The 14,585-nt window shown below is 37.3% G+C and carries 9 protein-coding genes, 1 tRNA gene and 2 rRNA genes; 11 read left to right on the top strand and 1 reads right to left on the bottom strand.

Annotated features, from left to right (window positions below; translation table 11 throughout):
• The first annotated feature begins 155 nt into the window (after positions 1-155).
• The 4 genes from AC0GLY_RS05475 (at position 156) to mscL (ending at position 4,079) form a co-directional block, all read left to right on the top strand.
• Positions 156-3,071: ribosomal RNA gene (locus AC0GLY_RS05475) — 23S ribosomal RNA — on the top strand.
• An 82-nt stretch (positions 3,072-3,153) separates the two neighbouring features.
• Positions 3,154-3,270, top strand: a 5S ribosomal RNA gene (gene rrf / locus AC0GLY_RS05470).
• 77 nt (positions 3,271-3,347) lie between these two features.
• Positions 3,348-3,420 (top strand) — tRNA-Thr (locus AC0GLY_RS05465).
• A gap of 290 nt (positions 3,421-3,710) precedes the next feature.
• The gene (mscL, locus tag AC0GLY_RS05460; protein ID WP_496611171.1) at positions 3,711-4,079 is read left to right on the top strand and encodes a large-conductance mechanosensitive channel protein MscL; all 369 of its coding nucleotides are present in this window, start codon (positions 3,711-3,713) and stop codon (positions 4,077-4,079) included.
• Between the two features lie 11 nt (positions 4,080-4,090).
• Here the strand turns inward: mscL and helD are convergent, their stop codons facing one another.
• Positions 4,091-6,388 carry an RNA polymerase recycling motor HelD gene (helD, locus tag AC0GLY_RS05455; RefSeq protein ID WP_496611170.1) on the bottom strand — a complete coding sequence of 766 codons (2,298 nt, stop codon included), beginning with the start codon at positions 6,386-6,388 and terminating at the stop codon, positions 4,091-4,093.
• A 304-nt stretch (positions 6,389-6,692) separates the two neighbouring features.
• Between helD and trpS the strand changes: the two genes are divergently transcribed.
• The 7 genes from trpS (at position 6,693) to metG (ending at position 14,581) form a co-directional block, all read left to right on the top strand.
• Entirely contained in the window at positions 6,693-7,712 is a 1,020-nt protein-coding gene (gene trpS / locus AC0GLY_RS05450) for a tryptophan--tRNA ligase (protein WP_496611169.1), read from the top strand.
• A 27-nt stretch (positions 7,713-7,739) separates the two neighbouring features.
• A complete protein-coding gene (locus AC0GLY_RS05445) occupies positions 7,740-8,666 on the top strand; it encodes a Ppx/GppA phosphatase family protein (RefSeq protein WP_496611168.1) in 927 nt (308 codons plus the stop codon).
• Between the two features lie 17 nt (positions 8,667-8,683).
• The gene (locus AC0GLY_RS05440) at positions 8,684-9,940 is read left to right on the top strand and encodes a hydroxymethylglutaryl-CoA reductase, degradative (RefSeq protein ID WP_496611167.1); all 1,257 of its coding nucleotides are present in this window, start codon (positions 8,684-8,686) and stop codon (positions 9,938-9,940) included.
• A complete protein-coding gene (locus AC0GLY_RS05435) occupies positions 9,936-10,904 on the top strand; it encodes an IpaB/EvcA family protein (protein WP_496612257.1) in 969 nt (322 codons plus the stop codon). The genes AC0GLY_RS05440 and AC0GLY_RS05435 overlap by 5 nt, the downstream gene beginning before the upstream one ends.
• A gap of 13 nt (positions 10,905-10,917) precedes the next feature.
• Positions 10,918-11,628: an NAD-dependent protein deacylase gene (locus tag AC0GLY_RS05430; protein ID WP_496611166.1), complete on the top strand. Its 711-nt coding sequence runs from the start codon at positions 10,918-10,920 to the stop codon at positions 11,626-11,628.
• Between the two features lie 2 nt (positions 11,629-11,630).
• Positions 11,631-12,467, top strand: a complete 837-nt coding sequence (locus AC0GLY_RS05425; RefSeq protein WP_496611165.1) for a DUF72 domain-containing protein — start codon at positions 11,631-11,633, stop codon at positions 12,465-12,467.
• A gap of 77 nt (positions 12,468-12,544) precedes the next feature.
• Positions 12,545-14,581, top strand: a complete 2,037-nt coding sequence (metG, locus tag AC0GLY_RS05420; protein ID WP_496611164.1) for a methionine--tRNA ligase — start codon at positions 12,545-12,547, stop codon at positions 14,579-14,581.
• The last annotated feature ends 4 nt before the right edge of the window (positions 14,582-14,585 follow it).

Here is a 14,585-nt window from a genome sequence, read left to right as displayed (position 1 = left end):
GTCATTTTTGTTCTTTGAAAACTAGATAATATTATTTTCTGTAATAATTATATTTTTATATAATTGAACCGAGAAATAACCATTGTGTTATTTTTGAGTTTTTTAATTAGTTTTAATCGCTAAAACTCAAATAATTTATAATCCGTCGGATTATAGGTTAAGTTAATAAGGGCGCATGGTGAATGCCTTGGTACTAGGAGCCGATGAAGGACGCAACTAACTGCGATAAGCTTCGGGGAGCTGTACGTAAGCTTTGATCCGGAGATTTCCGAATGAGGAAACTCGACCAGTGTTATGACTGGTCACTGCATAGTGAATACATAGCTATGCAGAGGCAGACGTGGGGAACTGAAACATCTAAGTACCCACAGGAATATAAAGAAATTTCGATTCCCTAAGTAGCGGCGAGCGAACGGGGAATAGCCCAAACCGAACCCTTGTGGTTCGGGGTTGTAGGACTGAACATTTGAGTTACAAAAGTATTTGATAGTTGAAGTAGTTGGGAAACTACACCAAAGAGAGTGATAGTCTCGTAAATGAAATCAAATACCCTCAGTTCAGGATCCTGAGTACGGCGACACACGTGAAACGTCGTCGGAATCTGGGAGGACCATCTCCCAAGGCTAAATACTCCCTAGTGACCGATAGTGAACCAGTACCGTGAGGGAAAGGTGAAAAGCACCCCGGAAGGGGAGTGAAATAGTTCCTGAAACCATGTGCCTACAAGCAGTCAGAGCCCGTTAATGGGTGATGGCGTGCCTCTTGTAGAATGAACCGGCGAGTTACAGTTGCATGCAAGGTTAAGCCGAAAAAGCGGAGCCGTAGCGAAAGCGAGTCTTAATAGGGCGCCATAGTATGTTGCCGTAGACCCGAAACCAGGTGATCTACCCATGTCCAGGATGAAAGTGCGGTAATACGCACCGGAGGTCCGAACCCGTGTACGTTGAAAAGTGCTGGGATGAGGTGTGGGTAGCGGTGAAATTCCAAACGAACTTGGAGATAGCTGGTTCTCTCCGAAATAGCTTTAGGGCTAGCCTCGGAATTAGAATCATGGAGGTAGAGCCACTGTTTGAGCAAGGGGTCCATCTAGGATTACTGAGTTCAGATAAACTCCGAATACCATTGATTTATGTCCGGGAGTCAGACGATGAGTGATAAGATCCATCGTCGAAAGGGGAACAGCCCAGACCGCCAGTTAAGGTCCCTAAATATATGCTAAGTGGAAAAGGAAGTGGAGTTGCATAGACAACTAGAATGTTGGCTCAGAAGCAGCCACCATTTAAAGAGTGCGTAATAGCTCACTAGTCGAGTGATTCTGCGCCGAAAATTTACCGGGGCTAAGCATATTACCGAGACTGCGGACGCAACTACGTTGCGTGATAGGAGAGCGTTCTAAGGGCAATGAAGGTAGACCGTAAGGACTGCTGGAGCGCTTAGAAGTGAGAATGCCGGTATGAGTAGCGAAAGATCAGTGAGAATCTGATCCACCGAATGACTAAGGTTTCCTGGGGAAGGCTCGTCCACCCAGGGTTAGTCGGGACCTAAGCCGAGGCTGAGAAGCGTAGGCGATGGATAACAGGTTGAGATTCCTGTACTAGTTAATTATGTTTGAACGATGGAGGGACGCAGTAGGCTAAGATTAGCACACGAATGGAAAGGTGTGTTCAAATCGTAAGTCAGTTTAAGAGTTAAATGCTTTTAAGCGAGTTGACAAGCGATGATGAGGATCGAAATTTAAGTAGAGAAGGATCTGACGTCACACTGCCGAGAAAAGCTTCTAGTTAGTAATTAATTACCCGTACCGCAAACCGACACAGGTAGTCGAGGAGAGTATCCTCAGGTGAGCGAGAGAACTATCGTTAAGGAACTCGGCAAAATGACCCCGTAACTTCGGAAGAAGGGGTGCTGGCCTCACGGCCAGCCGCAGTGAAAAGACTCAAACGACTGTTTATCAAAAACACAGGTTTATGCAAAATCGTAAGATGAAGTATATGGGCTGACGCCTGCCCGGTGCTGGAAGGTTAAGTGGAAGTGTTAGCTTCGGCAAAGCACCGAAATGAAGCCCCAGTAAACGGCGGCCGTAACTATAACGGTCCTAAGGTAGCGAAATTCCTTGTCGGGTAAGTTCCGACCCGCACGAAAGGCGTAACGATTTGAGTACTGTCTCAACGATAGACTCGGTGAAATTAAGATACCTGTGAAGAAGCAGGTTACCCGCGACAGGACGGAAAGACCCCATGGAGCTTTACTGTAGCTTGATATTGGGTGTTTACATAACTTGTACAGGATAGGTAGGAGCCATAGAAGCCGGGACGCTAGTCTCGGTGGAGGCGTCAGTGGGATACTACCCTTGTTATGTGAACACTCTAACCCTGCGCACTGATCGTGCGCGGAGACAGTGTCTGGTTGGCAGTTTGACTGGGGCGGTCGCCTCCTAAATAGTAACGGAGGCGCTCAAAGGTTTGCTTAGAATGGTTGGAAATCATTCCAAAAGTGTAAAGGCAAAAGCAAGCTTGACTGCGAGACATACAGGTCGAGCAGGGACGAAAGTCGGACTTAGTGATCCGGTGGTACCAAATGGAAGGGCCATCGCTCAACGGATAAAAGCTACCCTGGGGATAACAGGCTTATCTCCCCCAAGAGTTCACATCGACGGGGAGGTTTGGCACCTCGATGTCGGCTCATCGCATCCTGGGGCTGTAGTTGGTCCCAAGGGTTGGGCTGTTCGCCCATTAAAGCGGTACGCGAGCTGGGTTCAGAACGTCGTGAGACAGTTCGGTCCCTATCCGTCGCGGGCGCAGGAAATTTGAGAGGAGCTGTCCCTAGTACGAGAGGACCGGGATGGACATACCGCTGGTGTATCAGTTGCGCCGCCAGGCGCATTGCTGAGTAGCTATGTATGGATGAGATAAACGCTGAAAGCATCTAAGTGTGAAACTCGCCTCAAGATGAGATTTCCCATTCCTATATGGAAGTAAGACTCCTGAAAGATGATCAGGTAGATAGGTTAGAAGTGGAAGCGTAGTGATACGTGAAGCGGACTAATACTAATCAGTCGAGGACTTAACCAAGTAGAATGAAGATTCAATGGAAGTTAATCGGAAGAAAATAATATTGTCTAGTTTTGAGAGAACGAAGTTCTCACAAAAAAAGTGTGGTGGCGATAGCCTGAAGGATACACCTGTTCCCATGCCGAACACAGAAGTTAAGCTTCAGCACGCCAAAAGTAGTTGGGGGATCGCCCCCTGCGAGGATAGGACGTTGCCACGCAAATGAAAAAGACTTTAGCATATGCTAAGGTCTTTTTTTTTGTTTTATACTGTTAATTGCTATGTTAAAATTAAGATGCCGCTTTAGCTCAATAGGTAGAGCACTTCCATGGTAAGGAAAAGATTCAGGGTTCAAATCCCCGAAGCGGCTTAAAATACTTATTAAGTCTTTATTATTCATATTCATAATGCTGTTATATCAATCTTTTTTAATATTAAATGTCGAGTAAGTCAGAATAAAGAAGAAATAAATGTGTACGTTTTGTGTACAGTGAGAAGATAATAATTAATTTGAATATTTTTGCTAACAACCATGCTTATGATATTAAATTTTTGTAAGTTATAATTAAATAAATCTTTTCATATGATATAAAACTTTTCTTAATCCTGTTATAATGGGATAGTGGTTTTTGAAAAATTAAAAAGGAAAGGGAGATTATTATGTGGAAAGATTTTAAAAAATTCATTTCTAAGGGTAACGTAGTTGATATGGCAGTTGGAGTAATTGTTGGGGCTGCTTTTACATCAATTGTTAGTTCATTAGTGAAAAATATTATTAATCCATTTATTGGAATTTTCTTAGGTAAAATTGATCTTTCTAATTTAGTATTTAAAGTTGGAGATGCAACTTTTAAATATGGGGTTTTCCTTAACTCTGTGATTAACTTTTTAATTATTGCTTTTGTTGTGTTTCTAATGATTAAAGCATTAAGTAAGGTTAATGTGATTGCTAAAAAAGAAACTAAGGTAGATCCAACTGAAGAATATTTAAAGGAAATTGTAGATTTATTAAAAGATGAACAAAAATAAAAAGTTGAGAATTATTTCTCAACTTTTTTTATTTTAATTAAATTATTTTCAATTGCTTTATTAGGAATTAGTGGGCTAATGGTTTCACTACTAATTAAAGTTAAAGAATGCATTGCTCGGGTCATAATTGTATATAAGATTCCTAAACTATGGTAATTGGGATAGTTCTTCTGTGATATGTCCCATCCAATAATGTCATCAAATTCCATTCCTTTGGCCAAATAAACTGGTAAAATAACGACTTTTTGGTCAATAGTGCGAGCAGAATCTGATACTAGTAGTGGATTAAACTCCTTTTTTAATTTGCGATAAATCATTTCTGCTTCAACGCGATTTTTTGTAATAATTGCAACTGAGTCTTTTAATTTTAGCTTGCTTTTAATTGTCTGTTTTAAGCGGATAATACAAGCAGCCTCATTTGGTTCAACATAGAGTACTGGCTTTTCACCATCACGATTAAAAGCTTCAATATGCTCACCATCTGGTAGTAAAGAACTAGCAAAGGTTGTAATTGGATAAGTTGATCGATATGAGCGATTTAAATTAATTAAGCGAGAATGTTTAACGGGAATTGCATCATTTAATTTTTGTAATAAATGTGGTGCTGACTCAACGTCTTTAAAGATGGCTTGTTCACTATCACCAATCAAGTTGAATTTAGCATTATTAAAAATAAGCTTTAAATACATAATTTCTGCAATGGAGTAATCTTGAACTTCATCAATGAAGAGGTACTTGATGTTATTGTTTTTATTTTCGCCCGTAAACTTATCTCTAAGATATAGTAGGGGAGCGGCATCTGCTAATCGAAGTTGATGAAATTCTAATTGATGGTTAAACTGGGTTACATCATCTTGCCATTCAAGCTTTTTAATTGTTGTTGGAATGGTTACCTGATTTAAAAAATTAAGGTACTGAGTAAAGGGATCCCAAAAGTTATTATTGTAAATGGCATCATATACGATGCGTAATTGCTCTTTTGCAATTTTAGTCGCAATATAATCATGTTCTTCATCAAAATTAGCAAAATCAGATGGTTTTGTATCTAGTAAATAATTACGATAATCTTCATCAGATAACGATTCAACTTTTTCTAATACCCAATCTTCATGAATTGCTAAACTAGTCTTTTGCTTTAAAGTTTTAATTAATGTATTTTTAGTTTTTAAAAGTTTATCAGCTAATGGCAACTTCGAGTTTAAACTACTGTAAATTTTTTGAATATCTGTTTTGGCAAAAAAAACTTTTCCTTGAAAGTAAATGTCAGTAAAAACAATTTGGTTTCCCCTTAACTGTTTTAAATAATTATCAATTTGATTAATGAAAGTCTGACTGCCTTTTAATTCATTGATTTGGGGATTACCTATCTTAGCTTCAAATCGATTAAACAAGGTTTGTACCTTAATCCCCTCTAATCTTTGCGAAAAGAACTCAGCCAAAGTCACTTGACGCATATTTCGTTCTCCTAAACTAGGAAGAACATCACTAATATAGTTTGAAAATAAAAGATTAGGTGAAAATAAGAGAATCTGGTTAGCATTCAATTCATCCCGGCTATGATATAGCAAAAAGGCGATTCTTTGTAAAAGAGCAGAAGTTTTGCCCGATCCAGCCACACCCTGGACCACTAGTAAGTCACTTTTTGTATCACGAATGATATCATTTTGAGATCTTTGAATGGTGGCAACAATGTTTTTTAGTTGATCTGAACTTTTAGCACTTAATTCTTTCTGTAAAAGTTCATCTCCAACGGTTTCGTTTGTATCAAACATATTAAGAAGTTGTCCGTCTTTAATTTGAAATTGCCGTTTTTTTAAAAGCTCTGTATTTTGAGTTCCGTTGGGCGTAGTATAACTGACTTTGCCTAATGTTCCATTATAATAAATGCTAGAAATTGGTGCTCGCCAATCATAAATTAAAAATTCACCAGTTTCATCATCCAGTAATGAAGCAGTTCCAATGTATAATTGGTCCACATCCGTTTCACCCTCATCTTGAATATCAATTCGTCCAAAGTAGGGAGAATGTTGAAGATCTTTATAGGTGCGAAGCTGTCTTTTTACAATGTTTTCATCTTCCACAACTTTATTAACTAAGCTTCGCTGTTGTTGTAAATCAGCTTTAGTTTCAATTCGATCATCGGCCTCTAAATAGTTAACGGATGTATTAATTCCATAGTTTTTTTGCACCTGTTGAGCTTCTGTTTGAGCTTCAGTTACAGCCTGGCGTGTTTTAATTATTTTTTGATTTAATAGATCAGAAATAAATGTTATTCGATTTTGTTCTTGTTGCTCATCTGGTTTCTTCAAAATTACTACCTCACGTTTTAAAGTCGGTGCTTATTCTAATTGGAAAAATGAGTACTGTCAATGAGTTTGAACTTTGACATTTTCTTTCAAAACCCCTAAAATTAATTAAAGTGGAGTAGCAGAGTCGCCTTAACAGAGAGACCATAATTGCTGAAAATGGTTGGACAAAGCGAAATGGATAAATGGTTAACAACCTTATAGTTAATAGTGGCATTTTTAATAAATGCAAATTAGGTGGTACCACGTTGAGGCGTCCTATTGATTTTTATCAAGGGGCGTTTTTTTGATAGAAAGGAATTTTAAAATGACAAAGAAACCAATTATTTTAACTGGAGATCGTCCTACTGGTAAATTACACATCGGCCATTTTGTTGGTTCACTTCAGAATCGAGTAGAATTACAAAATACCGGAAAATATGAGCCTTATATTATGATTGCTGATATGCAAGCATTAACTGACAATGCACGTGATCCAGAAAAAATTAAAAACAGTCTTTTCCAAGTAGCCTTAGATTACTTAGCAGTTGGAATTGACCCAGCCAAATCAACTATTTTTGTGCAATCCCAGATTCCTGCTTTAAATGAATTAACGATGATTTATATGAATTTAGTTTCGGTTGCTAGATTGGAAAGAAATCCAACGGTTAAACATGAAATTCAACAAAAACGTTTTAATGAAAGTGTTCCAGCTGGATTTTTAACTTACCCAGTTTCTCAAGCAGCCGATATAACAGCTTTTAAAGCAACTGTGGTTCCAGTTGGTGATGATCAAGAGCCAATGCTAGAACAAACAAGAGAGATTGTGCGCAGTTTTAATAGTGCATATCACACTGATACGTTAGTTGAACCGAAAGGCTACTTTCCTCCAAAGGGGGAAGGACGAATTCCTGGGTTAGATGGTAATGCCAAGATGAGTAAATCACTTAATAACTGTATTTATTTATCTGATGATGCAGAAACGATCAAGAAAAAAGTAATGTCTATGTACACAGATCCTAATCATATACATGTTGAAGATCCTGGTCGGGTTGAAGGTAACATTGTTTTTACTTATTTAGATATTTTTGCAGATGATCAAGCTAAAGTCCAAGAATTGAAAGATCAGTATACTCAAGGTGGTCTGGGAGATGTTAAAATTAAGCTATACTTAAACGAGGTCTTACAAAATATTTTGACTCCAATTCGCGAGCGTCGAGAAAGTTTTGAACAAAATCCTGCAAAAGTTTACCAGATTTTAGAAGAAGGCAGTAAAAAGGCTAATCAAGTTGCAGAAAAAACTTTAAATGAAGTTCGAAATGCAATGGGAATTAATTACTTTAACTAGTCTTGCCAACTAGTAGAGGAGATTCGGATGGAAAATTTTGTCATTATTGATATCGGTTCGAACTCAGTACGCATGGCCGTATATCAACTTAATGTGGACGGAACATACCATGAAGTAAAACGGATGAAAAATGATGCTCGTCTTTCAGAAGGAATGGGGACCAAAAACATTCTGCAATTTTCTGCAATGAAGCGTACCATTGCAGCGCTCAAACATTTTAAAGATGAGTATCGTAAATTACCTAATGTGACTGTAAAAGCAATTGCTACAGCCGCTGTTCGTCAAGCACAAAATCAACAAGATTTTTTGCATAGTATTGAAGAAGAAATTGGAATCAAAGTTCAAGTTTTAACGGGTAATCAAGAAGCTTATTATGACTATGAAGGAGTTGTAAAACGGCTCAGTATTAAAGATTACGTTTTAATGGATATTGGTGGTGCTAGTGTTGAGATTGTGCATGTTCGTGATAAAAAAGCAATTAATTACGTTAGTATTCCCACTGGAGCTGTGAAAATGACGGAACGTTTTAAGCTTCAAGATGAAATTAAAGCAGCTAACTTATTTTCAGCACAACAGTTTATTATTGAAATGTATAGCAAAATTGGCTGGTTAAATCATCCCGTCCATTACCCGATTGTTTTAATTGGTGGTGCAGCTCGGACATTGGCTCGCATTAATCGACGACATCAACATTTTAAGCACGTTGATTGTATCCAAGACTACCAACTTACTAGAAAACAAATCAATCATACGATGAAAATTTTTCTCAATGATAATTTAAAACAACGTCAACAAATTAATGGGCTTGAAAGTGACCGTGCGGATGTCATTGTGGGGGGGTTAATTAATTTAACTTCCGTCATGGACTTTATTGATTCAAAACGAGTGATTTTTTCTGATGGAGGAGTTCGTGAAGGCGTGGTAAATGAGTACGTCGAAAACAACTTTAGTTAAGAAGGGAAGTTAATCAAATGAAAAATTTTAATAGTTTTTTTCGAAAACCATACAAAGAGCGGCTTGGATTAGTGGCAAAAGCAGCAAACTTAAGTGATTCTCAATTAAAAACGATTAACCAAAATTTTCAATCAGTAGGAAGTGAATTGATTGAAAATTACTTAACTGATTTCGGTCTTCCAGAAGGAATTGCTACGAACTTTCGTGTTAACGATAAGGATTATTTGATTCCCATGGTAACTGAAGAGCCTTCGGTTATTGCTGCAGCCAGTAATGGCGCTAAAATGTTGCGTGATGGTGGTGGCATTACTGCAACAGCAGCTAGTCGGGTACTAACTGGAGAAATTATCTTAAAAACGGATAATGTTTTAGGAGTCCAAGATTGGTTTGAAAAAAATAAAGCTAAATTAATTGAGATTGCTTTAAAAGCTCATCCAAGTATTACCCAATATGGTGGGATTCGAGACATTAAATACAATATGATTGATGAAGAACATGTTTCTTTTGAATTATTTGTAGACGTAGGTGATGCTATGGGAGCTAATACAATGAATTCGATGTTAGAAGCAGCTGCCAAAAACATTGAGATTAACCTAGGTCAAGAAGTATTAATGAGTATTTTATCAAATTATGGTGACTATAATATTGTGGTTGCAAAAGGAACAGTTCCCTTTGATTCATTGCAAAGAGGAAATTTGTCAGGAAAAGAAGTGGCGCGCAAAATAGAAGAAGCCGCCCATGTTGCTAATATCTATCCTAAACGAGCAGCTACTCACAATAAGGGAATTATGAATGGAATTGATGCCGTAGTAATTGCAACGGGAAATGATTGGCGAGCTGTGGAAGCAGCTACTAATTCGTATGCTGCACGCAAAGGCTCATATAAAGGACTTAGCAAATGGCGTGTGGCTGAAAATGGGCTAGAAGGAATGATTAAATTGCCAATTCCCACTGGAACAGTAGGAGGGGCAACTCATTTATTACCAATGAGCAAAATTAATTATCAAATTTTGGGAATTGATGGAGCTATTGAAATTATGGAAGTTCTTGCTGGAGTTGGTTTAGCTCAAAATTTAGCGGCTTTGAAAGCCCTTGTAACTGATGGGATTCAACGCGGTCACATGCATCTGCAACTTAAGTCGTTAGCGATGACTGCTGGCGCTAAAGATGATGAGATTAAGCAAGTGGTGATGCGTTTAGATGAACTTCCAGATGCATCCCAAAACTTAGAAAATGCGGTTCGCATTTTAAAGGAAATTAAAGGAGAAAATTGATTTGGCAGAAGAATTACAATTAGGCCCGAAGGCTAAAAGCTTATTAAATGCAGTTTCTCGTTTTTTTGATGGTGATGTTCAGGTTCAATTTATTGGGAATTTAAAATCAGGATATGTTAAACATGATCAAGCCCAAATTATGCAAGATGGAAAACATCTTTTTGTTCAAATTAATGACGTTACCGAGCCAGATTTTACAGCTACACACGAATTACTTCATTTGTTAATGACTTTGCGGGGCTTTCCTCAAGTTTATTTTCCATTAACAACAGAGGATAGTGCATTAGATGAACAACTTCAGTTTATTGGAACCGAACTTTTTGATGTAATTGCTCATTTTGTGGTTTATGCCGAGCAACGAAAACATGGACTAATTACTCCTCAGATTGAAACAGAATACATTAAAGGAGTTCGGCAAACTATTACCCAAGAAACCGGTAAAGTTGATTCAGAAATGATAATTCGGGTAGTAACGATTTTGGATGCATTAGTGTTTTTTGGTCATGAGTTTGACGAGCATGATACGGTTTTTATTCAAAACTTTCCGATTGCAACCGCGGCAGCGAAGCGACTTTATCAAATTATTACTGAAAAGCCAACTGATAGTCCATTCGCTTTTCGTCGGAATGTGGTTAAGTTATTTAAAGCTTTTGATGGTCAAATGAAAGGTTGGAAATTGCCTGAATTACATCTAACTGATTTTGCAATGGTCACATCGGTATTTTCTAAACGTCAGTTAGGCCTTAAAGTTAGCCAGGTCTTTAAACTTTATCATTCTAAATTAAAAAGCAAAGCTAGCCTAACTCCCGCATATATTGGTTTTGCCGCGGTTGATGATCAGAACTCATTTGTTTTAACGGGTCCTACAAAAAATAAGTTAGCAGAGCAATTTATTCAAAATATTTATACTAAAACGGTTCAGGAATTATTTGATGAATTGAAAATTCCATATTTAATTAGATAAACGAGGCTGATTCATGAGAATGAATGAATTACAAAAAATGTTTGATAGTGCTAATCAAATTACTTTTCTTACAGGAGCAGGCATTTCAACTCCCTCTGGAATACCAGATTATCGTTCTAAGGGTGGTTTATATACAACTGATACAACTGATAAACCAGCTGAATACTACTTAAGTCATGATTGCTTGGTTAATGAACCGGCTATTTTTTATCAATATGTAATGAATAATATGTATTATCCAGAGACTCAGCCAAACGTGATTCATGAAAAACAAGCAGTATTAACACGTGCTAATCGAGCTTCAATTGTTACGCAAAACGTAGATGGTTTGTATCAAAAATCTAATGCACATCATGTCGCTGAATTTCACGGAAATTTGTATGATATCTATTGTCAAAGATGTGGTAAGCACGTTGACTATGCTTCTTATGCTAATTCTATGTATCATGAAAATTGTGGTGGAATGTTACGACCTAATATCGTTTTGTATGGAGAGGGAATTAATGAAAAAACGGTTATGCAAAGCATTCAATCAGTACAAGCTGCTAATTTGATTGTAATTGTAGGCACCTCTATGCGAGTTTATCCTTTTGCTGGGCTTCTTGATTATCGTCAGCCCAATGCTAAGGTATTAGTGATTAATCAAGAGGAATTAGAGTTACCAGTTCCATTTATTATGCAAAAAATGAATGCTCTTGATTTTTTTAATGATTTGCAGGTTTAATTATGATTAAAGTGGGCTTAGCAACCTGGACCGATCATCCATATTTATCAAATCAGCACAAATCAAAAATAACTTTACCAGAATACGCTAATCATTTTCCAATTGTAGAAGTTGATAGTCCTTTTTATGCAATTCCCAAGGTTACATGGGTACAAAAGTGGATAAACGAAGTTCCAGATGACTTTCAATTCATTGTCAAGGCTAATTCGATGATGACAAAAACGCCGATGCGAAATCAACCGGGACCCGTTGCTGACAACATTTATGATGTATTTGATAAATTTAAAAATGCTTTTCAGCCGATGATTGAAGCAGACAAGTTAGCTTCCTTTTTATTTCAATTTCCTCCGTCTTTTGTTTGTAATCAAGCGAATATTCAATACCTTCGACAAATTCGACAATGGATGGGCAGTCTTCCGCTTTCAATCGAGTTTCGAAATTCGTCATGGGAAGGACCTGAAATTGGTAGAGATGTTGTTAATTTTTTAACTAGTTTAAAAATGACTTACGTTATTGTAGATGAACCACATCAATTGGCTAATGGGATTTCATTTACCCCAGTCGTCACTAATCAAAAGTTTGTTTATGTGCGATTACATGGGCATAATGAAGCTGCTTGGGCAAAAGGAACTCGAGAAAGATATCGATATCGCTATTCAGAAACTGAATTAACAAAACTTGCTAAGGTTGTGACTAATTTGAGTCAGCAAGCTGAGGAAGTTGCAGTTATTTTTAATAACAATACTGGGAAAGCCGCTGCTAAAAATGCGACTCAATTACAAGAAATTCTACATTTAAAGGGAAATCAGCAGGCAGCAATGCAATTAGATTTGTTTTAAAGCAATTCTTTTCTAGTATTGAGCAATTTTGAATGTAGTATAATAGCACTAATAATAAGACGAATAAGGAGATTGACATGGCAGAGCAAAAACCAACATTTTATGTTACGACCCCAATTTACTATCCATCAGGTAGATTACACATTGGGAACTCCTATACCACGGTGGCAGCAGATGCCATTGCTCGGTATCGTCGTGCTTCCGGTTATGATGTTTTTTATTTAACTGGAACTGACGAACATGGCTTGAAAATTGAACAGAAAGCCGAGAAGCTAGGCGTTGAACCACAACAATATGTGGATAAAATGGCTAAACAAATTAAAAATTTATGGTCTGAATTAGATGTTTCAAATGATGATTTTATTAGAACGACTGATGAACGCCATGTTAAGGCGGTCCAAAAGATTTTTCAACAACTCTTAGATCAAGGTGATATCTATCTTGGGACTTATGCTGGTTGGTATTCGGTTTCTGATGAAGAGTATTTTACGGAATCTCAATTAAGTGAGGTTTATCATGATGATGAAGGAAAGGTAATTGGGGGGATTGCCCCAACTGGTAACAAGGTACAATTAGTTAATGAAGAGTGTTACTTTTTTAAGATGAGTAAGTATGCTGATTGGCTAATGGATTATTACAAATCTCATCCTGATTTTATTCAACCAAGTTCTCGAATGCACGAAATGATCAACAACTTTTTGAAACCAGGATTGGAAGATTTAGCGGTCTCTAGAACCACTTTTTCTTGGGGAATTCCTGTTTCATCAAATCCTAAACACGTTGTTTATGTTTGGATTGATGCATTAACCAACTATATTACGGCTTTAGGTTATGATAGTTCAGATGATTCACTCTTTAAAAAATTCTGGCCTGCTAATTTACAAATGATTGGAAAAGAAATTGTTCGTTTTCACTGTATTTATTGGCCAATTATTTTACATGCACTTGGCTTACCACTTCCTAAAGAAATTTACGGTCATGGTTGGATTACCATGAAAGATGGTAAGATGTCGAAGTCAAAGGGAAATGCTATTTATCCGGAAGATTTAATTGAACGTTATGGCCTTGATGCAACACGCTATTACCTATTAAAAGCAGTTCCGTTCTCTGGAGATGGAGTTTTCACACCTGAAGATTTTGTGAATCGAGTTAACTTTGATCTAGCTAATGACTTAGGGAATTTATTAAACCGAACTGTGGCTATGATTAATAAGTATGAAGCTGGAGTAACTCCTGATTATCATGATACTGATGATCAACCAAGCCAGGCATTACAAAAAATGGCGATGGATGCAACGAACGAATATAAGCAGTTAATGGATACGGTTCATTTGTCAGAAGCACTTTCAGCTGTTTGGAAGTTAATCTCCCAAACTAATAAATATATTGATCAAACTGAACCTTGGGTACTAGCAAAACAGCAAGCAACTGACAAAGCTAGTGCTAAGCAATTAGCCAATGTAATGGCTCATCTAGCTGCTAGTTTACGTTTAATCGCTATCTTGATTAGTCCCGCAATGCCCAATGCGGCTTTTGAAATTATTAATCAGCTTGGATTAGATGCCGGAATGTTTGATATAAAAAATGCCAAAATTAGTGATTTTGTTGGTGGACATAAAGTGGTTGTTAACGGCAATCCAATTTTTCCACGAGTAGATCCAAAGGAAGAAATTGATTACATTAAGAGTAAAATGACGGTCAATGAAAAAGCTAAAGGACGGTCAACAATGAAACAAACTGAGGCAAATCCAGTTGGAGTAACAACTTTAAAGAATTTGAAAGCTGACATTGCCTTTCCTGATTTTGAAAAGCTTGAACTAAAAGTTGCGGAAATAAAATCAGTTGATAAGGTAGAAAAAGCCGATAAATTATTGAAATTCAAACTGGATGCAGGTGATGATGGAGAACGTCAAATTGTTTCTGGAATTGCTAAATGGTATCCTGACTTTGAAAAATTAGTTGGAAAAAAAGTAATTATTGTAGCTAACTTGAAACCAATTAAACTTCGGGGAGAATTGAGTCAAGGAATGATTCTTTCAGTTGAAAAGGAAAATGGCAATCTTCAAGTCGTGACAGTTGATTCATCACTTGAAAATGGTGGTACATTAGCATAATCAA

Source organism: Fructilactobacillus sp. YLN 2507 (assembly GCF_059614085.1).
Note: the sequence above shows the minus strand (reverse complement) of the source record. Positions and strands in the feature narration are given on the sequence as shown.

Excerpts from the sequence above, each read along its gene's own strand:
- mscL (WP_496611171.1), top strand. The coding sequence starts at position 3,711 with ATGTGGAAAGATTTTAAAAAATTCATTTCTAAGGGTAACGTAGTTGAT.
- trpS (WP_496611169.1), top strand. The coding sequence starts at position 6,693 with ATGACAAAGAAACCAATTATTTTAACTGGAGATCGTCCTACTGGTAAA.
- AC0GLY_RS05445 (WP_496611168.1), top strand. The coding sequence starts at position 7,740 with ATGGAAAATTTTGTCATTATTGATATCGGTTCGAACTCAGTACGCATG.
- AC0GLY_RS05440 (WP_496611167.1), top strand. The coding sequence starts at position 8,684 with ATGAAAAATTTTAATAGTTTTTTTCGAAAACCATACAAAGAGCGGCTT.
- AC0GLY_RS05430 (WP_496611166.1), top strand. The coding sequence starts at position 10,918 with ATGAGAATGAATGAATTACAAAAAATGTTTGATAGTGCTAATCAAATT.
- AC0GLY_RS05425 (WP_496611165.1), top strand. The coding sequence starts at position 11,631 with ATGATTAAAGTGGGCTTAGCAACCTGGACCGATCATCCATATTTATCA.
- metG (WP_496611164.1), top strand. The coding sequence starts at position 12,545 with ATGGCAGAGCAAAAACCAACATTTTATGTTACGACCCCAATTTACTAT.